The 24,774-nt window shown below is 57.5% G+C and carries 25 protein-coding genes; 14 read left to right on the forward strand and 11 right to left on the reverse strand.

The window, feature by feature from the left end; genetic code table 11:
* Positions 1-76: 76 nt before the first annotated feature.
* The 6 genes from trxC to K787_RS0116925 form a co-directional block, all read right to left on the reverse strand.
* Entirely contained in the window at positions 77-499 is a 423-nt protein-coding gene (gene trxC, locus K787_RS0116900) for a thioredoxin TrxC (protein WP_022963997.1), read from the reverse strand.
* Positions 500-536: 37 nt separating this feature from the next.
* Positions 537-923, reverse strand: a complete 387-nt coding sequence (locus K787_RS0116905) for a hypothetical protein (protein WP_022963998.1) — start codon at positions 921-923, stop codon at positions 537-539.
* A gap of 11 nt (positions 924-934) precedes the next feature.
* Positions 935-1,738: a putative RNA methyltransferase gene (locus tag K787_RS0116910; RefSeq protein ID WP_022963999.1), complete on the reverse strand. Its 804-nt coding sequence runs from the start codon at positions 1,736-1,738 to the stop codon at positions 935-937.
* Positions 1,738-2,874, reverse strand: a complete 1,137-nt coding sequence (dapE, locus tag K787_RS0116915) for a succinyl-diaminopimelate desuccinylase (RefSeq protein ID WP_022964000.1) — start codon at positions 2,872-2,874, stop codon at positions 1,738-1,740. The genes K787_RS0116910 and dapE overlap by 1 nt, the downstream gene beginning before the upstream one ends.
* Before the next feature lie 78 nt (positions 2,875-2,952).
* On the reverse strand, positions 2,953-3,912 hold the full coding sequence (rlmF, locus tag K787_RS23505; protein WP_022964001.1) for a 23S rRNA (adenine(1618)-N(6))-methyltransferase RlmF: 960 nt from the start codon (positions 3,910-3,912) through the stop codon (positions 2,953-2,955).
* Positions 3,912-4,634: a spermidine synthase gene (locus tag K787_RS0116925; protein ID WP_022964002.1), complete on the reverse strand. Its 723-nt coding sequence runs from the start codon at positions 4,632-4,634 to the stop codon at positions 3,912-3,914. The genes rlmF and K787_RS0116925 overlap by 1 nt, the downstream gene beginning before the upstream one ends.
* A gap of 122 nt (positions 4,635-4,756) precedes the next feature.
* Between K787_RS0116925 and tcdA the strand changes: the two genes are divergently transcribed.
* Positions 4,757-5,539 (forward strand): tRNA cyclic N6-threonylcarbamoyladenosine(37) synthase TcdA, encoded by a 783-nt coding sequence (tcdA, locus tag K787_RS0116930; RefSeq protein ID WP_022964003.1) that lies wholly within the window; start codon positions 4,757-4,759, stop codon positions 5,537-5,539.
* Positions 5,540-5,639: 100 nt separating this feature from the next.
* On the opposite strand, the gene dapD is transcribed toward tcdA, so the two are convergent.
* From dapD to map, 5 genes are read right to left on the reverse strand one after another with little or no spacing between them, the layout of a single operon-like run.
* Positions 5,640-6,674, reverse strand: coding sequence for a 2,3,4,5-tetrahydropyridine-2,6-dicarboxylate N-succinyltransferase (dapD, locus tag K787_RS0116935; protein WP_022964004.1), 1,035 nt, complete (start codon positions 6,672-6,674; stop codon positions 5,640-5,642).
* Between the two features lie 33 nt (positions 6,675-6,707).
* Positions 6,708-7,052, reverse strand: a complete 345-nt coding sequence (locus K787_RS0116940) for an ArsC family reductase (RefSeq protein ID WP_022964005.1) — start codon at positions 7,050-7,052, stop codon at positions 6,708-6,710.
* A gap of 3 nt (positions 7,053-7,055) precedes the next feature.
* Positions 7,056-8,252: a succinyldiaminopimelate transaminase gene (gene dapC / locus K787_RS0116945; RefSeq protein ID WP_022964006.1), complete on the reverse strand. Its 1,197-nt coding sequence runs from the start codon at positions 8,250-8,252 to the stop codon at positions 7,056-7,058.
* Between the two features lie 13 nt (positions 8,253-8,265).
* Entirely contained in the window at positions 8,266-10,965 is a 2,700-nt protein-coding gene (locus K787_RS0116950; protein ID WP_022964007.1) for a [protein-PII] uridylyltransferase, read from the reverse strand.
* A 20-nt stretch (positions 10,966-10,985) separates the two neighbouring features.
* Positions 10,986-11,774, reverse strand: coding sequence for a type I methionyl aminopeptidase (gene map / locus K787_RS0116955; protein WP_022964008.1), 789 nt, complete (start codon positions 11,772-11,774; stop codon positions 10,986-10,988).
* 288 nt (positions 11,775-12,062) lie between these two features.
* Between map and rpsB the strand changes: the two genes are divergently transcribed.
* From rpsB to lpxA, 13 genes are all read left to right on the forward strand, one after another.
* Positions 12,063-12,806 (forward strand): 30S ribosomal protein S2, encoded by a 744-nt coding sequence (rpsB, locus tag K787_RS0116960; RefSeq protein WP_022964009.1) that lies wholly within the window; start codon positions 12,063-12,065, stop codon positions 12,804-12,806.
* 137 nt (positions 12,807-12,943) lie between these two features.
* Positions 12,944-13,813, forward strand: coding sequence for a translation elongation factor Ts (gene tsf, locus K787_RS0116965; protein WP_022964010.1), 870 nt, complete (start codon positions 12,944-12,946; stop codon positions 13,811-13,813).
* Between the two features lie 180 nt (positions 13,814-13,993).
* Complete coding sequence (pyrH, locus tag K787_RS0116970; protein WP_022964011.1) at positions 13,994-14,728, forward strand: UMP kinase; 735 nt, start codon at positions 13,994-13,996, stop codon at positions 14,726-14,728.
* A 3-nt stretch (positions 14,729-14,731) separates the two neighbouring features.
* Positions 14,732-15,289: a ribosome recycling factor gene (gene frr / locus K787_RS0116975; protein ID WP_022964012.1), complete on the forward strand. Its 558-nt coding sequence runs from the start codon at positions 14,732-14,734 to the stop codon at positions 15,287-15,289.
* 36 nt (positions 15,290-15,325) lie between these two features.
* Positions 15,326-16,066, forward strand: coding sequence for a polyprenyl diphosphate synthase (gene uppS, locus K787_RS0116980; protein WP_235801952.1), 741 nt, complete (start codon positions 15,326-15,328; stop codon positions 16,064-16,066).
* Complete coding sequence (locus K787_RS0116985; RefSeq protein WP_022964014.1) at positions 16,066-16,881, forward strand: phosphatidate cytidylyltransferase; 816 nt, start codon at positions 16,066-16,068, stop codon at positions 16,879-16,881. The genes uppS and K787_RS0116985 overlap by 1 nt, the downstream gene beginning before the upstream one ends.
* Complete coding sequence (gene ispC / locus K787_RS0116990; protein WP_022964015.1) at positions 16,878-18,062, forward strand: 1-deoxy-D-xylulose-5-phosphate reductoisomerase; 1,185 nt, start codon at positions 16,878-16,880, stop codon at positions 18,060-18,062. The genes K787_RS0116985 and ispC overlap by 4 nt, the downstream gene beginning before the upstream one ends.
* 50 nt (positions 18,063-18,112) lie before the next feature.
* The gene (rseP, locus tag K787_RS0116995; protein WP_022964016.1) at positions 18,113-19,471 is read left to right on the forward strand and encodes an RIP metalloprotease RseP; all 1,359 of its coding nucleotides are present in this window, start codon (positions 18,113-18,115) and stop codon (positions 19,469-19,471) included.
* A 73-nt stretch (positions 19,472-19,544) separates the two neighbouring features.
* Positions 19,545-21,896: an outer membrane protein assembly factor BamA gene (bamA, locus tag K787_RS0117000; RefSeq protein ID WP_022964017.1), complete on the forward strand. Its 2,352-nt coding sequence runs from the start codon at positions 19,545-19,547 to the stop codon at positions 21,894-21,896.
* A gap of 64 nt (positions 21,897-21,960) precedes the next feature.
* The gene (locus K787_RS0117005; protein WP_370736752.1) at positions 21,961-22,440 is read left to right on the forward strand and encodes an OmpH/Skp family outer membrane protein; all 480 of its coding nucleotides are present in this window, start codon (positions 21,961-21,963) and stop codon (positions 22,438-22,440) included.
* Positions 22,441-22,448: 8 nt separating this feature from the next.
* Entirely contained in the window at positions 22,449-23,510 is a 1,062-nt protein-coding gene (lpxD, locus tag K787_RS0117010) for a UDP-3-O-(3-hydroxymyristoyl)glucosamine N-acyltransferase (protein WP_022964019.1), read from the forward strand.
* 52 nt (positions 23,511-23,562) lie between these two features.
* Positions 23,563-24,000, forward strand: a complete 438-nt coding sequence (fabZ, locus tag K787_RS0117015; protein ID WP_022964020.1) for a 3-hydroxyacyl-ACP dehydratase FabZ — start codon at positions 23,563-23,565, stop codon at positions 23,998-24,000.
* Positions 23,997-24,773 (forward strand): acyl-ACP--UDP-N-acetylglucosamine O-acyltransferase, encoded by a 777-nt coding sequence (lpxA, locus tag K787_RS0117020; RefSeq protein WP_022964021.1) that lies wholly within the window; start codon positions 23,997-23,999, stop codon positions 24,771-24,773. The genes fabZ and lpxA overlap by 4 nt, the downstream gene beginning before the upstream one ends.
* Position 24,774: the final 1 nt, after the last annotated feature.

The following is a 24,774-nucleotide window of genomic DNA, read 5'->3' on the forward strand; positions in this document are numbered from 1 at the left end:
AGCGGTCCAGGGCAACCCGCCCCGTGAGCATGGGTGCCGCCGTCATTTCGCTAATCGGTTGGATAGCCGTGCGGATCTAGCCCAACTGTTGATAAACCCACTTCATGAATTCGCCCGGGGGCAGCGCGCCGGCGAGGCGGGTCACTTCCTGGCCGTTGCGCCACACCATCAGGGTCGGGATGCTGCGGATGCTGAAGCGCGCGGCCAGCGCCGGTTCTTCTTCGGTATTGATCTTGAGGAACTGGGCTTTGGCGCCTGCGGCGGCGGCGGCTTTTTCAAAGGTCGGCGCGAATTGCAGGCAGGGGCCGCACCAGGGTGCCCAGAAGTCGAGAATCAGTGGCAGGTCGGCGGACGCATGGGCATTGAACTGAGCGCTGTTCACTGGTATGGGCTGATTCGTTAACAAGGGCTGCTTGCACGCGCCGCAGTTAGGCGCGTCCGCCAGACGGCTTTGATCAATCCGGTTCTTCCGATGGCAGTGGGCGCAGGCAATGATCATGAGTAGGCTCTCTTGCAGTGATGGTTTAGCTGGCGACTCAGGGTTTCAGCGCCCAGATGAATTCGCTTTCGCCTTCGGTGGTGACCTTAAGCCAGCGGTCGGGGTCGTCGTCGCTTTGCTCTTCAGACCAGCCGCCTACGGAGCAACGTACTTCCTGACCGAGACCGGAGCTGATGGCGCGGGCGCAATCCAGATCGGTTTCCCAGGGCGTTGCGTCGCTATCGAACCAGACACTGGCCCATTTGCCGGCGGCCTTACGCACGATCATCAAGGGAATCGCTTGGCCTTCCAGCGTCAAGCTGCCGCGACGGGTGAGTTCGTGCCAGGGTTTGAGTTGCAGCGGGCCTATCTGGTTGTTCAGCCACTCAGTCATAGCGTCCAGATGTTCTTCGCGCAGGTAGATTTCGATATCGGGTTGGCGCACGGGCAGTCCTCTCAGGAACGTTGCAGCAAGACCAGTCGCATGGCGACTTCCAGCGACGGCAGCCCGGTTTCCAACAGAGTCTGCTGGCGTTCGGGGCGGCTGCGGAAGCCATGGGGTGTCATGCCGATCAGGTTGGCCAGGTCGGCCGGGTTCAGGTTCAGAGCATAGCGCAAGGTCTGATCATTGACGATCTGCAGGCCGTCGGGCAGCACCTTGATCAGTTCCGGGGTCGGATGAATGCTGTCATAGAGGTTTTCGCGCAGACTTAGCAAGTGGTCAGCATCCGGGCCGACCAGCAGCACCTGGCCGCCGGGTTTGAGCGTGCGCAGGCATTCCTCCCAGCTCCAGGGGCTGAAAACACACAGCGCAGCATCCAGGCTGGCATCGGGCACCGGTAGCCGGGCGCTGGATGCGACCAGCCACTGAATGTCGCGGCTGCGTCGGCAGGCTTTGAGGATGGCGTCCTTGCTGATATCCAGCCCGGCAACGTGGCAATGCGGCAATGCGGCGGCCAGGCGGGCGGTGTAGTAACCTTCGCCACAGCCCATATCCAATAGAGTTTCGGGTGCTTGTTCGGTAAATATTTGATTGATCTGGTCGCTGATTGGCTGGTAATGACCGCCATCGAGAAACGCCTGACGGCAAGCCAGCATGGCCGGTGTGTCGCCCGGTTGGCGGCTGTTCTTGTGCTGGACCAGCAGCAGGTTCAGGTAGCCCTGTCGCGCTTGGTCGTAGCCGTGGCCGTTCTCGCACTGCCAATGTTTGTCCTGCGAGGTCAGCAACGCCTGGCAGTGCGGGCAGATCAGTTTAAGCATCAGGTCAGCAGCCGCTCGAGTGTCGCTTCGTAGATATCGGTCAGGGTGTCCAGGTCGGCCGCGCTGATATGTTCATCTAGCTGGTGGATGGTAGCGTTGACCGGCCCGAGCTCGACTACCTGCGTGCCCATGGTCGCGATAAAGCGACCATCAGAGGTGCCTCCCGAGGTCGAAGGCTGGGTTTCGCGGCCGGTCACCTGGCGGATGGCCGCGCGCACGCCATCGAGTAAGGCGCCGGGCTCGGTCAGGAATGGCAGGCCGGACAGCGTCCAGTTCAGTTGGTAATCAAGACCCTGTTGGTCGAGTAGGGCGGTGACGCGGGCCTTGAGGCTTTCCACCGTGGATTCAGTGGAAAAACGGAAGTTGATCAGGGCGACCAGGTCGCCGGGTATGACGTTGGTCGCGCCGGTACCCGAGTTGATATTGGATATCTGAAAGCTGGTGGGTGGAAAGAATTCATTGCCCATGTCCCAGGTCTCAGCTGCCAGTGCTGCCAGCGCCGGTGCCGCAAGGTGAATGGGATTGCGCGCCAGATGGGGATAAGCAACATGGCCTTGCTTGCCCTTGATGGTCAGCTCGGCGTTGAGCGAGCCGCGACGGCCGTTCTTGACTACATCGCCGACTAGCTCAGTACTGGAAGGCTCGCCGACGATGCACCAGTCGACGTACTCTTCGCGTTCAACCAATGTTTCGACGACCTTGACCGTGCCTTCGGTCGCGGGGCCTTCCTCATCGCTGGTAATCAAAAAGGCAATCGAGCCCTTATGATCCGGGAAGGTGGCGACAAAACGCTCGACTGCCACCAGCATTGCGGCCAGGCTACCTTTCATATCGGCAGCGCCGCGACCGTAGAGCATGCCATCCTTGATCACCGGTTCGAACGGAGGCTGCTCCCAGCGTTCGCTAGGCCCGGTCGGCACCACATCGGTGTGGCCGGCAAAGCAGAGTACTGGGCCGTCAATACCGCGCCGGGCCCAGAGGTTGTCGACCTCACCGAATGGCAATGATTCGAGTCGGAAACCGCAGGCGGCCAGGCGTTCGCCCATCAGCTGCTGACAACCGGCGTCGTTCGGGGTGGTGGAATTGCGGGCAATGAGCTCGCAGGCCAGGGCCAGAGTGGGGGAGAGATCGTTCATGTTGGCTTCGCTGCTTGGTCTGTGTATTAGCCATAGTAGCAGACTCGATCCCGATAACTCAGGGCCGAGCGTGCTGTTTCAGAGCGCTTCAGGCTTTTTGTGGGCGCGCGGCCAGCGTGCCTTGCGCCAGGCGCGCCGTTGTTTCTTGTCGAGGAAGGTCCAGGCCAGTAGCCGGCTTTGCTTCTGCCCTTGGGCTAGGCTGATCACGCGAATGTCGGTGGCGCCTAGCGCTTTGAGCTGATGTTCCAAGTCCGCTAGCAGGGCTGACTTGGACACCAGTGTAGTGAACCAGAACACGTGCTGCGAAATGCCTGCGCTTTCCTTGATCATGCGCTCCAGAAAACCGCCTTCACCGCCCTGGGTAATCAGCTCGTTGGCCTGCCCGCCAAAATTCAGCTTGGGTCCGTCGACGATTTTGTCTTTGCCCAGGTTGCGCCACTTGCGCTCGGTGGCGGCATTGGCCTCACCCTTGTTGGCGTGAAAGGGTGGGTTGCAGAGGCTGAAATCGAACTGTTCATCGGCTCCGACCACGCCTTTGAATATCGCCTGGGGATCAGTTTGCAGGCGCAGGCTGATTGCTCCCTGCAGCTTAGCGTTGGCAGCCAGGATACGTTCGGCGTTATCCAGTGCGGCTTGATCGATATCGCTGCCGACAAATTGCCACTGATACTCATGCTGGCCAATCAGCGGGTACACCAGATTGGCGCCGGTGCCGATATCCAGCCCGGTTAGTCCGGGCCCGGTGGGAATGTGGCCATCGTGGCTTTCACCTAACAGGTCGGCCAGGGCATGGATCAGGTCGGCACGGCCGGGTATGGGCGGGCACAGATAACCGTCAGGAATGCCCCAGTCGGTAACGGCATATTGCAGCTGTAAAAGTGCGCGATTCAGCTCTTTGACCGAAGTCGGATCAGTAAAGTCGAGGGTCTTTTCACCATCCTTATTGCGGATGATCAGCGCCTTGAGTGCCGGGTTGGCGGCGGTCAGCGCGCCAAAGTTGTAGTGCCCCTTGTGCTTGTTACGGGGATGGAACGGCATCAGGCTTTGACTCCAACATAGATGGTATTGGTCGCTTCACCGTTCTGGAACGGATTGAAGAAGGGAATGATATGCGCGGCGGTGTTGATGAATACAGCGTCCATGACTTGCATGAACTCGGCATCGGGCGGGTCCTGCGACCACAGTGCGAAGGTGCCGCCGTGGCGCAGTTGGCGGGCCATGCGGCCAAGATTTGCTACAGTGTAAAAGCTGGCATTGCCATGATGCAGCAGCGCCCGGGGTGAGTGGTCGATATCCAGCAGTATGGCATCGAACAGACGGCCGGGTGCCTGAGGGTCGAAGCCGCCGTCTTCTGCAACGGCCATGTCGAAGAAACTGCCGTGCACATACCGGCTGCGCGGATCGGCGTTCAGCTCCTTGCCCAGCGGAACCTTTTCCTGGTGGTGCCAGTGAATCACCGTTTCCAGATATTCGACGATCAGCAGCTCGCCAAGGCGCCGATCCTTGAGCGCTGCAACGGCGGTATAACCGAGCCCTAGTCCGCCGACGACGACCGACAGTGATTCACCTTCCACAGCGGCCAGACCGAGATCGGCCAAGGCTATTTCGGCCTCGTAGAACATGCTTGACATGAGAAACTCCTCGCCAAGCTTGACCTCATAAATGTCGCGATCACCCAGCGCAGGAATACGTCGCCGGCGTAACGAAATTTCGCCAATGGGGGACGGCTGGCTATCGATTTCTTTGAACAACAGTCCCATGGCGGCTCCAGTAGGCAGACGATTTATAGGTGGCGTGGCCGGTGAACATGGTAACACCCGGTGGCGCGCTGGTCTGTGTTGGCATGACGGGTATAATGCGCGCACAGCGAATTGAGGTGTGCATGAGTACAGATGATCCCCGCTTCGGCGGCATTGCCCGCTTGTATGGCCAGTCGGGCCTGGCCCGGCTGCAGGCCAGTCATGTGGCAGTGGTCGGCATTGGCGGCGTCGGCAGCTGGGTAGCCGAGGCGCTGGGGCGTACCGGAATCGGACGACTTTCCTTGTTCGATATGGACGAGATCTGCGTGACCAATACCAACCGTCAACTGCCGGCAATGACTGGCCAGATTGGTCGTGCCAAGGTAGAGGCAATGGCCGAACGCTTACGTGCGATCAACCCGGCGTGCGATGTGCGGCCAGTAATGGATTTCGTCACCGAGAACAATCTGGCTGAACACATCACTGAGGAGTTTGACTGCGTAATCGATTGCATCGACAGCGTCGCCTCCAAAGTCGCCTTGATCGCCTGGTGCAGACGGCGCAGGATACCTGTGATCACTACCGGAGGTGCCGGCGGACAGATCGACCCGACGCAGATCAAGGTCTCCGACCTGTCAAAAACCGTCAATGACCCACTGGCCGCCAAGGCTCGCTCAATGCTGCGGCGTGATCACAACTTTCCCCGGTCCGGAAGCAAGCGCAGCTTTGGCGTACCCTGCGTGTATTCCACCGAGCAACTGCGGTACCCGCAACCCGATGGCAGTGTCTGTCAGCAGAAGTCTTTCGTTGGCGAGGGCGTCAAGCTGGACTGCGCCGGAGGCTTCGGCTCAGTCACCATGGTCACCGCTACCTTCGGCATGGTCGCCGCCGCGCAGGCTGTGGAGCGTCTGCTCCGCAGCCGCTAACTAAAAGCTGCAAGCTACAAGAAAGAAAAAAGCCCACGCCGAAAAATCGGAGCGGGCTTGCTTAGCGCTTTACTGGTGGCAAGCTTAATCAGCTTGTCGCTCAGTTGTGTGCGTGCAGTATTTCGTTGAGTTGGATCGCGCTCTTGTTGGTTTTGCACTCGATCGAGCCGGTCTGCGAGTTACGGCGGAACAGCAGGTCGGTTTGATTGGCCAGGTCGCGGGCCTTGACCACTTCGACCAGATTGTCTGCATCATCCAACAACGCGACCTTGATGCCAGCGGTGATATACAACCCGGCCTCAATGGTGCAACGGTCGCCAAGCGGAATGCCGATACCGGCGTTGGCGCCGATCAGGCAGCCTTCGCCGATGGAGATGACGATGTTGCCACCGCCGGACAGTGTACCCATGGTTGAGCAGCCGCCACCCAGGTCCGAGCCCTTGCCAACGAACACGCCAGCGGAGATACGTCCTTCGACCATGCTAGTGCCAGCGGTGCCGGCGTTAAAGTTAATAAAGCCTTCATGCATGACGGTGGTGCCTTCGCCGACGTACGCGCCCAGGCGCACACGAGCGGTGTTGGCAATACGCACGCCGGACGGTACGACGTAATCGGTCATGCACGGGAATTTATCCACGCTGAGCACGTTTAGCGACTGGCCCTGCAGGCGAGCGGCTAACTGGCGCTGCGGCAGTTCATTGATATCGATGGCACCCTGATTGGTCCAAGCGACGTTCGGTAGCAGCGGGAAGATCCCGGCCAGCACTACGCCGTGCGGCTTGACCAGACGATGGGAGAGCAAGTGCAACTTCAGATAGGCCTCGGGGGTGGACACCGGAGCTTCGTCGGTAGCCAGTACCGTGACTACCAGGGGGCGGGTACCGCCTTGTAGAGACGCGACCAGAGCGGCGGCATCGGTAAAGCCCGCAGCGCTGAGCGCCGCGCTCAGAGTGCTGCACTGATTGCCAGCCAGCGCAATGGCCTGATTGCCGCCGCTGTAACCCAGCTGTTCGCTGATGACCTTGATCAGGGCTGCTTCGGGGTTCAGCAGGGGCTGAGGGTAATAAACCTCAAGCCAGTCACCTGCAGTATTTTGAGTGCCGATGCCAATAGCCAGGCTGAAACATTCGCTCATAGGGTGGTTCCTTGGATGCAATTGGTGCTGTTGTCAGTCAAAGGCGGCGGCGTATTCATCGGGTTTGAAACCCACCAGCCGTTGTGAGCCAGTATCGAGTACCGGTCTTTTGATCATCGACGGGTTGGCCTGCATCAGTGCAATGGCTTTGCCGGTATCGATGTCTTTCTTGTCACTGTCATCGAGCTTGCGGAAGGTCGTGCCTTGCCGATTGAGAATCTTTTCCCAGCCATGCTCGTTACACCAGGCGCTCAGCTTGTCAGTGCTGATACCGTCTTTCTTGTAATCGTGGAACTGATAATCGACGCCATGCTCGTCCAGCCAGGTACGCGCCTTTTTCATGGTGTCGCAGGCCTTGATGCCGTACAGGGTGGTCATTATTCAGAGGCTCCCGATAAAGGCGCGAATACGTTGAGCTGCTTCGATGCAGTCCTCCAGCGATGCCACGAGTGCCATGCGCACGCGTCCGGCGCCGGGATTATAACCATCAATCTCCCGAGACAGGAAACTGCCCGGTACCACTGCGACGTTCTGCTCGGCCAAAAGGCGCTTGGTGAAGGTCTGGTCATCCAGCGGGGAGCGCGGCCAAAGATAAAAGCCGGCATCGGGTCGCTGTACGTCCATGACGCCGTCGAGAATATCCAGGACGGCATCGAATTTGGCCTGGTATTGCGCACGATTGTCTTCGACATGGCGCTCATCCTGCCAAGCGGCGAGACTCGCATACTGGGTCTGCACCGGCATCGCGCAGCCATGGTAGGTACGGTAGGTCAGGAACGGCTGTAGCAGGCTGGCGTCGCCAGCAACGAAGCCGGAACGCAGGCCAGGCAGGTTGGAGCGCTTGGACAGGCTGTGGAACACCACGCAGCGGGCGTAATCGGAACGCCCCATCGCCGCGCAGGCCTGTAGCAGGCCCACCGGAGCTTGGCCCTGGGGGGCGTAGATCTCGCTGTAGCATTCATCCGAGGCGATGACAAAGTCGTAGCGGTCAGCGAGGTCGATCAGCTTTTGCATGTCGGCCAGTGACATGACCGCTCCGGTCGGGTTGCCCGGCGTGCAGATAAACAGCAATTGACAACGCTCCCAGATGTTTGTGGGCACGGCGTCGACATTCGGCACAAAGCCATTGCTCTGGTCGCAGGGCAGATAGTGCGGCTCAACACCGGCCAGAAAAGCGGCGCCTTCATAGATCTGGTAGAAGGGGTTTGGGCTGACCACCAGCCCAGCAGGGTCACGGTTGACCATGGCCTGGGTAAAGGAGAACAACGCCTCACGGGTACCGTTGACCGGGATGACCTGGCTTGCCGGGTCTACCTTGCTGGCGCCAAGCTGGAAGCGTTGCTCGAGCCAGCGGGCAATACCCTCGCGCAGCGCTGGGATGCCGACAGTAGTAGGGTAGACCGCTGTCTGGTCCAGGTGCCGGGTCAGGGTTTCCAGCACAAAGGGTGGCGAAGGGTGCTTGGGCTCGCCGATTGATAGGGAGATAGGCCGCAATGCGGGATTGGGGGTCACGTCCGCGATCAGCGCACGCAGCTTTTCAAAGGGATAGGGCTGCAGGCGTTGCAAATCTGTATTCATGCGGGTGAGGTCCTCAGATGGCGATCTGGTTGGGCTGAGTATTGTCAGATTGCTGAGCACTGTTGCCCAGCGTTTCGATGATAGTCTGCTGCAATTGGCTGCACAGCTCGGGATCGGATAGCGCATGGTTATTGGCATCCGTGAGCACGAATACGTCGTCCACGCGCTCACCCAGGGTAACGATTTTGGCATTCTGCACGCAGATGTCGAAGTCCAGCAGGATCCGTCCCATGCGCGCCAGCAGGCCGGGTCGGTCAGGCGCGCTCAGCTCGAGGATGGTGTGCTGGCCTTCGGGCGAGTTGAATATGGTCACTTCTGGAGCAAAGGAAAAGTGTTTTAACTGGCGCGGCACACGGCGTTGAATGATTGAGGGGTAGGCGTCCGGATCAGAGAGTGCTTCAATCAGGTCATGCTTGATCTGGCGAATACGAGCAGGGTTGTCACCAATTGAGCTGCCATCGGCATCCAACACAATATAGGTATCCAGGCTGAAACGGTTGGTCGAGGTGATGATGCGTGCATCCTGAATGCTCAGGTTCAACTGATCCATCGCCGCCACGGTCACCGCAAACAGGTCGTGCTGTTCGGGCGTGTAAATGAAGATTTGTGTGGCGCCCTCGAACTCGCGTTGGGCGGTTTCCTTGATCAGCACCAGCGGTCCGGCGTGGTCCGGGTGCTGGATGATCGCCTCGGTATGCCAGGCGACATCGCTCGCGGTATGGCGCAGGAAGTAATCCTCGCCTAACTGCTCCCACAGGGTTTCGGCATCCTCTTCATCAATGCCGCTGCGTACCACAATATCCAGTGCCGCCCGTTGGGTCTGGTGTACCTGCTCTTCACGGTCCGGAGGATTGTCCAGGCCGCGGCGCAGCGCGCGCTTGGTTTCGGTATAGAGCTGGCGCAGCAGCGAGGCGCGCCAGGAGTTCCATAGCGTCGGATTGGTGGCATTGATATCGGCAATGGTCAGCACATACAGATAGTCCAGCCGCACCTGATTGCCCATCTGTACGGCAAAGTCGTGAATCACCTGCGGATCGGAAATGTCTTTGCGCTGGGCGGTAGTGGACATGATCAGGTGACTCTCCACCAGCCAACTGACCAAATGGGTATCCCAGGCCGGTAGCTGGTGGCGCTGGCAGAACTGCGTCGCATCCACGGCGCCCAGCGCGGAATGATCGCCACCACGGCCCTTGGCGATGTCGTGATACAGCCCCGCCATGTACAACAGGTCGGGCTTGGGCAGGCGACAAAAAATCCGCCAGGCCAGGGGAAACTTTTCCTGGTACTCGGGCTGGTTGAGCTTGCGCAGATGCTTGATCAGATTCAGCGTGTGCGCATCCACGGTGTAGATATGAAATAGATCGTGCTGCATCTGGCCGACTATCTTGCCGAATTCCGGCAGGTAGCGGCCGAGGATGCCGTAGCGGTTCATGCGCCGCAGGTTGCGGTGAATGCCTTCCTTGCAGCGGAACAGTTCTACAAACAGGCTGGTATTGCGAATATCTGCGCGGAAGGCATCGTCGATCAGGTGCCGATGGTCGCGCAGCAGACGAATGCTGTCGGCTCGCACGCCGCGTATTTCGGGGTGCTGGGCCATCAGTAGGAAAATTTCCAACAACGCGAAGGGCGTGCGTTTGAACACCTGAGGATGGGTTACCTCAATATAGTGATTGCGTACCTGGAAGCGGCTATTGATGGGTTCGATCACAGTGGTTTCGGCATTGCGCAGCAGAATCTCTTCAAAGTGCTGCATCAGCAGATCATTCAGCTCGGACAGTGACATCACCACCCGGTAATACTTCTGCATAAAGCGCTCAACAGCCAATTTGCTGTCGTTGTCTTCGTAGCCCATCATCTGCGCGATAGTGCGCTGGTGGTCGAACAGCAACCGGTCTTCGGCGCGCTTGGCAAGAATGTGCAGGGCAAATCGCACTTGCCATAAAAAAGCGCGGCCGGAGGTAAGAATGTTGTATTCGGCTTCGTTGAGAAAGCCGCGCTCGACCAGCTCGCGCAGATCGTTGGTGCCAAAGTGCCGCAACGCGACCCAGCCGATGGTCTGGATATCGCGCAGGCCACCCGGAGAGCTTTTGACGTTGGGTTCGAGGTTGTACTCGGTGTCGTTGTACTTGGCGTGGCGTTTGTGCTGCTCGGCTCGCTTGGCGCGGAAGAACCGGGCGTCATCCCACATCTGCTCGGCGCTGATGGTGCTGATCATGCTCTGCCGCAGTTGCTCGTCACCGGACAGGGTGCGCGATTCCATCAGGTTGGTGATCACCGTGATGTCGGCGCGTGCTTCTTCCTGGCATTCGCTGATCGAGCGCACGCTTTGGCCAACCTCCAGGCCAATATCCCAGAGCAACATCAGAAACTGTTCGATGGATGCGTTATGGGCGTCCTGGCCGCTATCGCGTAGCAATATCAGCAGGTCTATATCCGAATGCGGATGCAACTCGCCACGACCATAGCCGCCAACGGCGAGCAGGGCGATATCAGTGGCATCGGTGCTGGCTTGAATAGACCAGGCCTTGCGCAGGATCTGATCGGTAAACCAGGCCCGCTCATAAATCAGCTTGTGAATGTCACGGCCGCCCTCGAAGCGCGCACGCAACACCGTATCCGCTTGGCGAATGGCTTTCTTGAAGGCGGCCACAGGGCTGCTTTTCAGTGCCAGCTCAGCCTGGAACTGGCCTGGGTCGAACAGTTCATTATCCACAACGGACCCCAGACAGCAGTTTATTGAAAGCTTTCTTCGTGACGGCGCGTCAGCACTTCATAGCCGTCGGCGGTAACCAGAATGGTGTGCTCCCATTGCGCGGAAAGCTTGCGATCCTTGGTAATGGCGGTCCAGCCATCGCCGAGCAGCCGGGTTTCATGCCGGCCCTGGTTGATCATTGGCTCGATGGTGAAGGTCATGCCCTCTTTCAGCTCCATGCCGGTGCCAGCGCGGCCATAATGCAGAACCTGTGGCTCTTCGTGAAACACTTTGCCGATGCCATGGCCACAATATTCGCGCACCACACTGTAGTGGTTGGCATGTGCGTGATCCTGGATCACCTGGCCAATGTCGCCCAAACGTGCCCCAGGTCGTACGACCTCGATGCCTTTGTACATGCATTCCTGGGTGACCCGCGTCAGGCGTTGGGCCCACTCGGGCACATCACCGACCATGAACATCTTGCTGGTGTCGCCGTGGTAGCCATCTTTGATCACGGTGACGTCGATGTTCAGACAGTCGCCGTTTTTTAGCGGTTTGTCGTTCGGGATGCCGTGGCAGACCACATGGTTCAACGAGGTGCAGATCGACTTGGGAAAGCCCGGGCGGCCTGGCGCGGCGCCATAGTTAAGTGGCGCGGGAATGGCTTTCTGTACATTGACGATGTGTTCGTGGCACAGCCGGTCGAGTTCGTCGGTGGTCACGCCCACGCGAACATGTTCGCCGATCATTTCCAGGACCTCAGCGGCCAGGCGTCCGGCAATACGCATGCCGGCAATATCTTCCGGGGTTTTGATGGTCACGCTCATGAAAGGTCTCTCTTGGTGGCGGCGCCTTGCGGCGTACAGTAATTAAAGTCAGTCAGTTTAACAGAACAAGCAGGGTGCTGTTGAGCGCTCCGTGCCATGACCGCTGGGCACCTGCGACTTTATTCGGTTCCAGTTATATGGTATAAAGCGCCGCGCCTGAATAAACGTCTGTTGCAGACGCCAGGCTTAAACCGAAACCGCACACGTATCGTCACATTGTCTTGGGTGCCCTCAGGGGTTGGACATTGGGATGCGTGGAGGCTCAACCCGAACTACATTGGAGCTGTCATGACTCAAGTATCTATGCGCGATATGCTGAAGGCCGGTGCGCACTTTGGCCACCAAACCCGTTACTGGAACCCGAAGATGGGCAAGTTCATCTTCGGTGCTCGCAACAAGATCCACATCATCAACCTGGAAAAGACCATGCCGATGTTTCACGATGCCTTGAGCTTCGTGGAAAAGCTGGCCTCCGGCAAGAACAAGCTGCTGTTCGTCGGCACCAAGCGTGCTGCCAGCAAGATCATTGCTGAAGAAGCCACTCGTGCCGGCATGCCGTATGTCGACCACCGCTGGTTGGGCGGCATGCTCACCAACTACAAGACCATTCGCGCCTCGATCAAGCGTCTGCGCGACCTGGAAATCCAGGCCGATGATGGCACCTTCACCAAGTTGACCAAGAAAGAAGCGCTGATGCGCACTCGTGATCTGGAAAAGCTTGATCGCAGCCTTGGTGGTATCAAGGACATGGGCGGTCTGCCTGATGCGCTGTTCGTTATCGACGTTGAGCACGAGCGCATTGCTATTACTGAAGCCAATAAGCTGGGTATCCCGGTTATCGGTATCGTTGATACCAACAGCAGCCCGGATGGCGTCGATTACGTTATCCCCGGCAACGATGACGCTATCCGCGCCATCAAGCTGTACGCGGCGGCCATGGCCGATGCGGTACTGAGTGGCAAGAACAACAACGGTGGCGCTGACGAATTTGTTGAAGAGTCAGCCCCCGCCGCTGAGGCATCAGAAGGCTGATCGGTATCTCGTACCGTTTTATGCCGAGGTAAAAAGGGGGCTATGCCCCCTTTTTGCAATATCTTGAACGCAACATGATACGGCTACCCACCTATCTGCAGGGTGGTCCAACATCAAGCAAGCTAGAGGAACAATTCATGTCACAGATTTCTGCAGCCATGGTCAAAGAACTGCGCGAGCGCACTGGCCAAGGCATGATGGATTGCAAAAAAGCATTGACCGAAGCCGGTGGCGACATCGAAAAAGCAATCGATGATATGCGTGCTGCTGGTTCCATCAAGGCTGCCAAAAAAGCCGGCAACATTGCCGCTGAAGGTGCCATCGGCGTCAAACTGGCTGACGACAACAAGTCTGCCGTGATTATCGAAGTCAACTCCCAGACCGATTTCCTGGCTCTGCAGGACGATTTCAAAGGCTTTGTCAGCGCCAGTCTGGATAAGGCGTTTGCCGCTGGTTACAGCGATGCGGTTCCGTTGATCGCCGATCAGGAAACGGCCCGTGAGGCGCTGGTTGCCAAGTGTGGCGAGAACGTCAATATCCGTCGTTTGACTCGCGTTGAAGGCGATATGGTCGGTGCTTACCTGCACGGCCATCGTATCGGCGTGGTTGTTACCCTGAAGGGTGGCAATGCCGAATTGGCCAAGGATATTGCCATGCACGTGGCTGCCAGCAACCCGCAGTTCCTGGATGCCAGTCAAGTATCTGATGAAGCCATTGCTAAAGAAAAGGAAATTTTCCTGGCGCTGAATGCCGAGAAAATCGCCGGCAAGCCGGAAAACATTGTTGAAAATATGGTCAAGGGCCGTATCAACAAGTTCCTGTCTGAAGCCAGCCTGGTTGAGCAGGCCTTCATCAAGGATCCAGAAATTAAAGTCGGTGAGCTGGCCAAGAAAGCCGGTGCTGAAATCATTTCCTTCGTACGTTACGAAGTGGGTGAAGGCATCGAACGCGCCGAAGTTGATTTCGCTGCCGAGGTAGCCGCCCAGGTTGCCGCTACCAAGCAGTGAGCATGCGAACTGAACCACGCATGGCAGGCCACCTTCAAGGCGGTCTGTAGTCAGGTTTACAGAGAGGCTTCCCGCGCAGGCGGGAAGCCTCTTTTTTAAGGAAACACTGAACAAGTGGCTACCGGTAGTGTCGGTTGTAACTCGTTAATTGTTTCGCCATTCCCGAGCAGGAGAGTCAATATGGCCCAGGTACCCAGCAGCCGTCAGCCCAAGTACAAGCGTATTCTACTCAAACTCAGTGGCGAGGCCCTGATGGGCACGGAGGGTTTCGGTATCGATCCCAAAGTGCTGGATCGGATGTCCCTGGAAATTGGCCAGTTGATCGGCATTGGTGTGCAAATTGGCTTGGTGATTGGCGGCGGCAATCTGTTCCGCGGTGCGGCGCTGCATGCGGCCGGCATGGATCGTGTTACCGGCGATCATATGGGTATGCTGGCGACGGTGATGAACGCTCTGGCTATGCGTGATTCGCTGGAGCGCTCGAATATTCAGACCCGCGTTATGTCAGCCATTACCATGGAAGGGGTAACCGAGCACTACGATCGACGCAAGGCGATGCGCTACCTTAGCAGTGGTGACGTGGTAATATTCTCTGCTGGAACCGGCAACCCTTTCTTTACCACCGATACAGCTGCGTGCCTGCGCGGTATCGAAATGGACGCTGACCTGGTGCTGAAAGCCACCAAGGTTGATGGGGTGTATAACGCCGACCCGATGAAGGACCCGAATGCCGAGCGGTTTGATACCTTGACCTATGATCAGGTGTTGGATCTGAAGCTGGGGGTGATGGATCTGACGGCTATCTGCCTGATCCGTGATCACAAGATGCCATTGCGTGTATTTAACATGAACAAACCTGGCGCGCTGCTCAATGCGGTAGTAGGCAGCGCCGAAGGTACATTGATCGAGGGTTGAGGAATGATCAACGATATTAAGAAAGAAGCCCAGGAACGAATGAAGAAGTCTGTCGAGTCCCTGGATCATGCCTTTGCCAAAATTCGTACCGGCCGAGCGCACCCGAGTATTCTGGACAGCGTCATGGTGTCCTACTACGGTGCCAACACCCCTCTGCGCCAAGTCGCCAACGTTAACGTTGAGGACTCCCGCACGCTGGCTCTGACCGTGTTCGATCGTAGCATGATCCAGGCGGTGGAAAAGGCCATCATGACCTCTGATCTGGGGCTGAACCCGGCTACAGCAGGTACTACCATTCGCGTACCGATGCCCGCTCTTACCGAAGAAACGCGCAAGGGCTTTACCAAGACTGCGCGCTCTGAGGCGGAAAATGCCCGTGTCGCTGTGCGTAACATCCGCCGTGATGCGCTGGGTCAAATCAAGGATCTGCAGAAAGAAAAAGAGATCGGCGAAGATGATGAGCACCGGGCCGCCGATGAAGTGCAGAAGCTGACTGACAAATATGTCGCCGAGATCGACAAGGCGCTGGAAGCCAAGGAAGCGGATCTGATGGCCATTTGATGGTCCATTCCTGGTGTTGAACGGATGAGCGAAATTATGGCCGTAAGTCCAGCGCGATCCGTGCCCCGGCATGTTGCCATCATTATGGATGGCAACAACCGCTGGGCGCGTAAACGCCTGCTGCCCGGGGTGGCCGGCCATAAGGCCGGTGTCGATGCGGTCAGGGCAGTAATTGAAGTCTGCGCCGAAGAGGGTGTTGAAGTACTCACTCTGTTTGCTTTTTCTAGCGAGAACTGGCGCCGACCGGAAGCGGAAGTGGGCGCGCTAATGGAGCTATTCCTCAGCGCCTTGCGTCGCGAAGTGAAACGCTTGCGTGAGAATGGTATAAAACTCTGCATTGTCGGAGACCGCAGTCGCTTTGCTCCCGAATTACGTCAGGCGATGCTGGATGCGGAGGCGCAAACGGCTGAAGGTCGACGCCTCACTTTGGTGGTTGCCGCTAACTATGGCGGGCAGTGGGATATCGCCCAGGCGGTTAAAAAACTTGCCGGTCAGGTGCTGGAAGGGCAATTGACGCTGGATCAGATTACCGAGCCGCAAGTGGAGGCCGCGTTGAGTACGGCCAGTTGGCCACTGCCGGATTTGTGTATTCGTACCGGTGGCGAACGTCGCGTCAGCAACTTTCTATTATGGCAGTTGGCCTATGCCGAACTGTACTTTTCCGATCTTTACTGGCCTGATTTCAAACAGGAAGCCCTCCGCGAAGCCTTTGCTGACTTTGCTCGGCGCCAGCGCCGCTTCGGCAAAACCAGCGATCAACTAGCGGCGGAATCCTGATGCTCAAACAGCGAATCATTACAGCGGTTATCTTGGCTCCCCTGGCGATTGCTGGCTTTATATTGCTGGAGGGCCGGGGGTTTGCGCTGTTTATCGGTGCGGTTGTCACTCTCGCTGCGTGGGAATGGGCTAGGCTGGCGGGTGAAACCAGCCAGAAAGGCCGAGTTGTCTATGCGTTGGTTGTCGCTTTGCTCATGCTGGGCCTTTATCGGGTCAACTGGCCTGCGCAATACCTGTTTATTCCTGCGGTTATCTGGTGGGTGCTGGCGGCTGTCATGGTCGTGCGCTATCCACGTGGGCGAGAGTTGTGGGCTGGCGCCATGCTCGCCCAGTTATTTGGCCTGCTGATATTACTCCCTGCCTGGTACGGCTTGATCTGGTTGCGTGAGACCGCCAACGGTCTGTGGTTGATCATGGCGTTAATGGTGCTGGTATGGGCCGCTGATATCGGCGCTTATTTTGCCGGTAAAACCTGGGGCAAGCACAAGCTGATGGCCAATGTCAGTCCGGGCAAGACCATTGAGGGCTTCTTGGGCGGATTGGTGTTCACCCAAGTGTTGACGCTGATGGCCCTGATGTATCTGGGCTGGTCATTGGGCTCGGTATTGCTGGGTTTGCTGGGGGCGGCTCTGGTGGTGACCTTCTCGGTTGTTGGTGATCTGACTGAAAGTCTTTTCAAGCGTGATCAGGGTCTCAAGGACAGCAGTAACTTGCTGCCGGGCCATGGTGGCGTACTCGACCGTATTGACAGTCTGACCGCTGCGATACCGGTTTTCGCCCTGTGCTGGCTGCTGGCCGGGGGTCAGTTAGGGTGAGCAAAGCCTGGATCACTATTCTGGGCGCGACCGGCTCTATCGGCGTGAGCACGCTGGATGTAATCGCGCGGCATGCCGATCGTTATGCGGTTTACGCGCTGACAGGTTTCAGCCGTATGCTGGAGCTGGAAGCGCAATGTCTGATCCATCAGCCACTATTTGCAGTGGTCGCTGACCAGGCGCAGGCCTGCGCGTTACAGCAGTCGTTGCGCCAAGCGGGCAGCAAGACAGAAGTGCTTTGGGGTGAGGAAGCGCTGGCACGGGTTGCGGGGGATTCACAGGTCGAGGTGGTAATGGCGGCCATCGTCGGCGCCGCTGGTCTGCGTCCGACCCTGGCTGCAGTACAGGCGGGTAAACGCGTGCTGTTGGCCAACAAGGAGGCGCTGGTGATGTCCGGCGCGCTCTTTATGCAGGCGGTGCGAGATTCTGGTGCGGTGTTGCTGCCCATCGACAGTGAGCACAATGCGATATTTCAATGTATGCCTGCCGATTATCAAGCCGGGCTTGGCAAGGTCGGCGTACGCCGTATTCTGCTAACGGCCTCCGGTGGCCCCTTCCGCGATATGCGCGCCGAAGATCTTGCCTCAGTCACTCCCAAGCAGGCTTGTGCGCACCCTAACTGGTCCATGGGGCAGAAAATTTCCGTCGATTCGGCCAGTATGATGAACAAGGGGCTCGAGTTGATCGAGGCCTGTTGGCTATTTGATGCTCGTCCCGATCAGATCGAGGTGGTCGTGCATCCGCAAAGCGTAGTTCATTCGCTGGTGGATTATGTGGATGGTTCGGTGATCGCTCAGTTGGGTAACCCGGATATGCGCACGCCCATTGCCCATGCGCTTGCCTGGCCCGAACGCATCGATTCGGGCGTGAGTGCGCTGGATCTGCTTGCCACTGGTAGCCTGGATTTCCGTGCGCCTGATCTCAAGCTGTTTCCGTGTCTCGGCCTGGCACGCCAGGCGGCGGAGGCGGGAGGCACCGCTTGTGCGCAACTGAATGCGGCCAACGAGGTAGCGGTAGAGGCTTTTCTGGCTGGGCGCATTGGTTTTACCGATATCCCTGTTATCATCGAAGCAACACTGAACCGTATGACCCCAGAGCCTGTCGAAGACCTGAACCACATCATGGCCGCTGATGCTCTGGCGCGCGAGCATGCCCAACGCTGGCTCGCCAACCGGCACTGAGCACCACCATGCTCAGCCTTCTGTCTTTTACATTCCAGATGAGGCGTTGAATGGATTTGTTATTTACCCTGCTAGCCACCGTTGTGGCGTTGGGGTTGTTGGTTACCATTCATGAGTATGGCCATTTCTGGGTGGCCAGGCGCTGTGGCGTCAAGGTATTGCGTTTTTCAATCGGTTTCGGCTCGGCGCTTTACCGCTGGCATGACAAGCGCGGCACCGAGTTCGTCATCGCCGCTATCCCGTTGGGCGGTTATGTCAAAATGCTCGATGAGCGCGAAGCGCCCGTTGATGAAGCGGACTTGGGGCAGGCCTTTAATCGCAAAGATGTCAAACAGCGCATAGCCATTGTAGCGGCAGGCCCGATCGCCAATTTTCTGCTGGCTATCGTAGCGTTCTGGTTGGTCGCGGTCATCGGTATTACCACGTTGGCGCCCGTGTTGGGCCCGGTTGAAGAGGGTAGTGTTGCCAGCCGCGCCGGGCTGGTTGAGGGCCTTGAAGTGGTTGAGGTGGACGGTGTTGGTACGCGCAGCTGGCACGACGTCAACCTGCAGCTGATCCGGCGTCTGGGTGAGACCGGGCAGATGCAGGTTATGGCAATCGATGGCCCCGGCGCCACGCCACAGTCCTACACGTTAGTTCTGGATGACTGGCTGCGCGGCGCCGATCAGCCTGATCCTATCGCGGCCCTGGGGCTAAGCACCTGGCGCCCTGAGGTTCCCCCGCTCCTGGGAGAGATCAGTCCGGGTGGTGCAGCCGAGGCAGCTGGCCTGCAAGCCGACGATCTGATCGTCAGTATTGATGGCCAAGCGGTGAACAGCTGGTTGGCCCAGGTCGTGCCTGCCATTCAGGGCAGCCCAGGCGAGCCATTGGCGTTGGGTATAGAGCGTGACGGCCAACTGATGCTGTTATCCGTCACCCCCCAAGCGCGTGAACAGAACGGTACCGTGACCGGGTTTGTGGGGGCAGGTGTTGCTCCTTTCGAGTGGCCTGAGCATATGGTGCGCTCAATCGATTACAATCCCCTTGTTGCTATCCCGGTGGCTGTGGCCAAGACCTGGGATATGACGGTACTCACGTTAGACTCGCTGAAAAAGATGTTGACCGGGCTGGTCTCGGCAAAAAACTTGAGTGGCCCGATAACCATTGCTAAAGTGGCGGGCGATTCAGCCAGGTCGGGCCCTGAGAGTTTTTTGAATTTCATCGCCTACTTGAGCATCAGTCTGGGTGTGCTTAATTTGTTGCCCATTCCTGTGCTAGATGGCGGTCATCTGGTCTATTACACGGCTGAATGGATACGGGGCAAGCCGCTGTCGGAACGCATTCAGGCCTGGGGTTTGCAAATAGGCCTGACGCTGATTGTCGGTGTGATGCTATTTGCGATCTACAACGATATAAGCCGTCTGGGTTGAGCCCAGGCAAGCAAGAACACGCTCTGCCGCTTGCGGTGGAAACGAATTTAACCAGTCAGCCAGAACGGATTTCATGAAACGTTACCTATTGCCTGCGCTATTGCTGATACTCCTGGCGCCAGGAGCTTTTGCCGACGCCTTCCAGATCTCCGACATCCGCATCAATGGGCTGCAGCGTGTCTCCGCTGGCAGCGTGTTCAGCGCGCTGCCATTGGATATTGGCGAGCAAGTCGATGATCAGGCCCTGGTCGAGGCGAGTCGCTCGCTTTTCCGCACCGGATTCTTCGAGGATATCCAACTCGGCCGTGAAGGTAATGTGCTGGTTATCACCGTGGTCGAACGACCCTCCATCGCGTCTATCGAACTGGAAGGCAACAAAGCCATCGAGAGCGAAGACCTGCTCAGCGGTTTGACCGCGGCAGGCCTGGCTGAGGGTGAAATCTTCCAGCAGGCGACCCTGGACGGGGTGCGTAACGAGCTGCTGCGCCAGTATGTTGCCCAAGGCCGCTACTCGGCAGGCATCGAGACCGAAGTGATTCCCGAGCCGCGCAACCGCGTTACGCTGAAAATTGACATCAACGAAGGCTCCGTCGCCTCGATCAAGAATGTCAACGTGGTTGGCAATACGGTGTTTACCAACGATGAACTGACCGACCTGTTCGAGCTCAAGAGCTCCAACATGCTGTCGTTCTTCCGCAATGATGACAAATATTCGCGAGAAAAATTGTCCGGTGATCTGGAACGTCTACGCTCCTGGTATCTGGATCGGGGCTATATCAACATGGACATAGCCTCCACTCAGGTGTCCATCACGCCCGACAAGAAGAATGTCTACGTAACGGTTAACGTTAACGAAGGTGAGTTGTATACCGTCAGTGACGTCAAATTGTCTGGCGACCTGGTGGTCGCTGAGCCCGAAGTGCGGAGTCTGTTGCTGATCGAGCCAGGTCAGGTTTTCTCCCGCCAGGTCATGACCTCTACCTCGGATCTGATCAGCCGTCGTTTGGGTAACGAAGGCTATACCTTCGCCAACGTCAATGGCATTCCCGAAGTGAACGAGGATGATCGTACCGTCGCTGTCACTTTCTTCGTCGATCCCGGCAAGCGGGCCTACGTTAACCGCATCAACTTCCGCGGCAATACCAAGACCGATGATGAAGTGCTGCGGCGCGAAATGCGTCAAATGGAGGGCGGCTGGGCGTCTACTTATCTGATCGATCAATCCAAGGTACGGCTTGAACGTCTGGGCTTCTTCAAGGAGGTCGATGTTGAAACCCTGCAGGTGCCAGGCGCCGACGATCTGATCGACGTGAATTACACCGTGGAAGAGCAGGCCTCTGGCTCAATTACCGCCAGTTTGGGTTTCGCCCAGGGTACCGGTCTGATTCTGGGTGGCTCGATCAGCCAGAATAACTTCTTCGGTTCGGGCAACCGGGTCAGTATCAGTGCCAACCGTTCGCAATATCAGACGGCGCTGTCCTTTGGGTTCCTCAATCCCTACTTTACCGTGGATGGTGTGAGCCTGGGTTACAACGCGTTTTATCGCACTACCGATTATGATGAGCTGAATGTCGATATTTCCAGCTACGCCGTTGACTCCTACGGTGCGGGCTTCAATATCGGCTACCCCATCAGTGATACCTCGCGTTTGTCCTTCGGCCTGACGGCGCAGCAGGATGAGATCAAAGAAGGGGTCTACACTGTTCAGGAAATCAGAGACTTTCTTGATCTGGAAGGCGATAGCTTTACTAACTTCAAGTTCAACTCGACCTGGTCGCAATCCACGCTTAACCGTGGGGTCTTCCCGGATCGTGGTTTCTCCCAGTCAGCCAGCCTGGAAACCACGCTGCCGGGTAGTGATCTGTATTTCTACAAGCTGGATTATCGTGCCCAGCGCTTCTTCCCCGTATCGGAAGACCTGACCTTGCGCATGCACACCAATCTGGGGTTCGCCCGGCGCTTCGGGTCGACCGAAAAAGTGCCTTTCTATGAGCACTACTACGCAGGTGGGATAGGATCGGTTCGCGGCTTCCGTGACAGCACCTTGGGCCCGAAAAGTACGCCTAGCCTGAATGACCCAGATCGTGATGAGCTGCCCTTCGGCGGTAACATCAAGGTCACCGGTGGCGCCGAGCTGATCTTCCCCGTGCCGTTTATTCAGGATCAGCGTTCGCTGCGCACGGTACTCTTTCTGGATGCCGGTAACGTATACGACACCTACTGTTCCAGCAACAATCTACCCAGTGGCGACGATAACCCTGGGTGTGGCAAGTTTGACGCTGGCGAGTTGCGCTACAGTGCCGGTGTTGGCCTATCCTGGCTAACGGCGCTTGGTCCGCTGGGCTTCAGCCTGGCTGTACCCTTGAACAGCGACTCCGCAGACGATACACAAGTATTCCAGTTTACCCTGGGTCAGACTTTCTGAAGCCAGACACCCAAAGACAATTAACAGGAGCTGTAGAGTGCGCAAGATTATAGGTGTTGCAATCATGTCGGTACTGGTCTTGGCCAGCTTCCCGGCAGCCGCCCAGATGAAAATCGCCGTGCTGGATTACCAGATGGCCTTGCTGGAATCGGACGCAGCGAAAAAGTATTCCGTTGATGCGGAAAAGAAATTCGGTACTCAGCTGCAGCGGTTACGCAATCTGGAAGCTGAAGCCAAACGCCTTCAGGAGCGCATGCAGCGCGATGGCGAGAAGCTGGGCCAGACTGAAGTGGAAAAACTCGAGCTGGAATTTCGCCAGAAGGCCCGTGAATTCCAGGCGCAATCCAAAGAGCTGAACGAAGCCAAAGCAGGTTCTGACCGGGAAATGCTTGAAACCCTCAAGCCACGTCTTGATCAGGCTGTTGAAGCGGCTATTCAGGCAGGCGGGTTCGATCTGGTATTGGACCGTAGCGCCGTGGTCGATGTGAAGGCAGAGTATGACATCACTCGCCAGGTCATCGAGCGCTTGAACAGCATTCGTTGAGGCGGCAGGTGAGTAATACTGCCGAATGGACGCTCGCTACTCTTGCTTCGCTGATAGACGCACGTCTGGTCGGTAATCCCGACCAGGTCGTACACGGTCTGGCTACCTTGCAGGAAGCACAGGCCGACCAGCTCAGCTTTCTTGCCAATAGCCAGTATCGCAAGTACTTGGCTGGCAGCAGCGCTGCAGGGGTGCTGTTGACTGAAGCGGATGCCCAGGGTTTCAAGGGTAATGCGCTGATCGTTGCCAACCCCTACCTGATGTATGCACGGCTATCCCATCTGTTCGACCCCAAACCCAAGCCGGCTGCAGGTATTCATGCGTCTGCCGTTATTGCCGCCGACGCTGTGGTCGATCCGACTGCCAGTGTTGGTGCGGGCGTGGTAGTTGAAGCAGGTGCACATATTGGTCCTGAGGTCACCCTTGGGGCCCAGTGTTTTGTTGGCGCCCGGTGCGTGATTGGCCAGGGCGGCTGGTTGGCTGCGCGCGTTACTCTCTATCACGATGTGTGCATTGGTCAACGGGTGGTTATCCAATCGGGTGCGGTGATCGGATCCGAGGGTTTCGGTTTTGCTAGTGACGAAGGTCGCTGGCTGAAAATTGCCCAGATCGGCGGGGTGAGCATTGGCGACGATGTTGAAATTGGCGCCAACACTACGATTGATCGAGGCGCATTGTCCGATACCCGTATAGGCAACGGCGTGAAGCTCGACAACCAGATTCAGATCGCTCATAACGTGCAAGTCGGTGACCACACGGCCATGGCGGCCTGTGTAGGTATCTCTGGTAGCACCCGGATTGGCAAGCATTGCACCATTGCCGGGGGTGTGGGTATGGTTGGCCATATCGAGATCTGCGATAACGTCTTTGTCAGCGGTATGACCATGGTGACCCGTTCTATCACCGAACCTGGGGCCTATTCGTCCGGCACCGCCATGCAGCCAGCTGCGGATTGGAGAAAGAGTGCTGCACGGATACGTCAGCTCGATACGATGGCAAAAAGGGTTCAGCAGTTGGAAAAGCAGGTGCTGATCGTGACTCAGGGCACTCAAGACTCATCTGAGTCCTGAGCCGCGCCTTCCCCCGGCGCCCACCATTTTTTAGTGCAAGGCCTGCGAATACATGGATATCAAGGAAATAAAAGAATACCTACCCCACCGTTACCCATTTCTTCTGGTGGACAGGGTGCTCGAGCTGGATCTGGAGGCTCGCCATATTCGCGCCTACAAGAACGTATCGGTCAATGAGCCTTTCTTTAACGGCCATTTCCCAGAGCATCCGATCATGCCCGGTGTGCTCATTATTGAAGCCATGGCGCAGGCAGCTGGTCTGCTCGGTTTCAAAATGATGAACCTAAGGCCGGCAGATGGCACGCTGTACTATTTTGTCGGGACGGATAAGTTGCGTTTCCGTCAGCCGGTAGTACCAGGTGATCAATTGCAGCTCGAAGCCCAATACTTGAGCAACCGTCGCGGAATCTGGAAGTTTGCCTGTCGTGCTACGGTCGATGGCAAGGAGGCCTGCTCGGGTGAAATCATCTGTGCGGAACACAAAGTATGAGTCGAATTCATCCCCAGGCGATCGTCGATCCGTCCGCCCGGCTGGCTGAAGACGTTGAGGTTGGGCCCTGGACGCTGATTGGTCCGGACGTTGAGATAGGTGCTGGTACGGTTATTGGCCCGCATGTGGTTATACGCGGGCCTACTATTATCGGGCAGCGCAATCGTATTTTTCAGTTTTCCTCGATCGGGGAAGACTGCCAGGACAAGAAATACAATGGCGAGCCGACCAGGCTGGTCATTGGCGATCATAACGTCATCCGCGAAGGCTGCACGCTGCACCGCGGTACAGTCCAGGATCAGGGTGTAACGACCATAGGCAATCATAATTTGTTGATGGCCTATGTGCATGTCGCCCATGACTGCATCGTCGGTGATCACATCATTATGGCCAATAATGCCACTATCGCCGGCCATGTGCGGGTGGGCGATGGTGCCATTCTCGGCGGTTACACTACTGTGCATCAGTTCTGTCATCTTGGCGCCTGGTCCATGAGCGCCGCCAATAGCGCGGTGTTCAAGGACATTCCCGCCTATGTGATGGTTGGTGGCAATCCGGCGAGTGCCCATGGCATGAACTTCGAAGGCATGCGCCGCCGCGGCTTCAGCCCCGAGCTGCTCGCTGCACTGCGTCGTGCTTACAAGGTCGTCTATCGCCAGGGCCTGACGCTGCAGGACGCGCTCAAGGCGTTGGAAGAACCCGCTGAGCAGTTCGCTGAAATAGCCTTGTACCGCGACTCCATTGTAGCTTCTACCCGCGGTATTACGCGCTAGT

It is taken from the genome of Halopseudomonas pelagia CL-AP6 (assembly GCF_000410875.1).
GTDB lineage: Bacteria > Pseudomonadota > Gammaproteobacteria > Pseudomonadales > Pseudomonadaceae > Halopseudomonas > Halopseudomonas pelagia.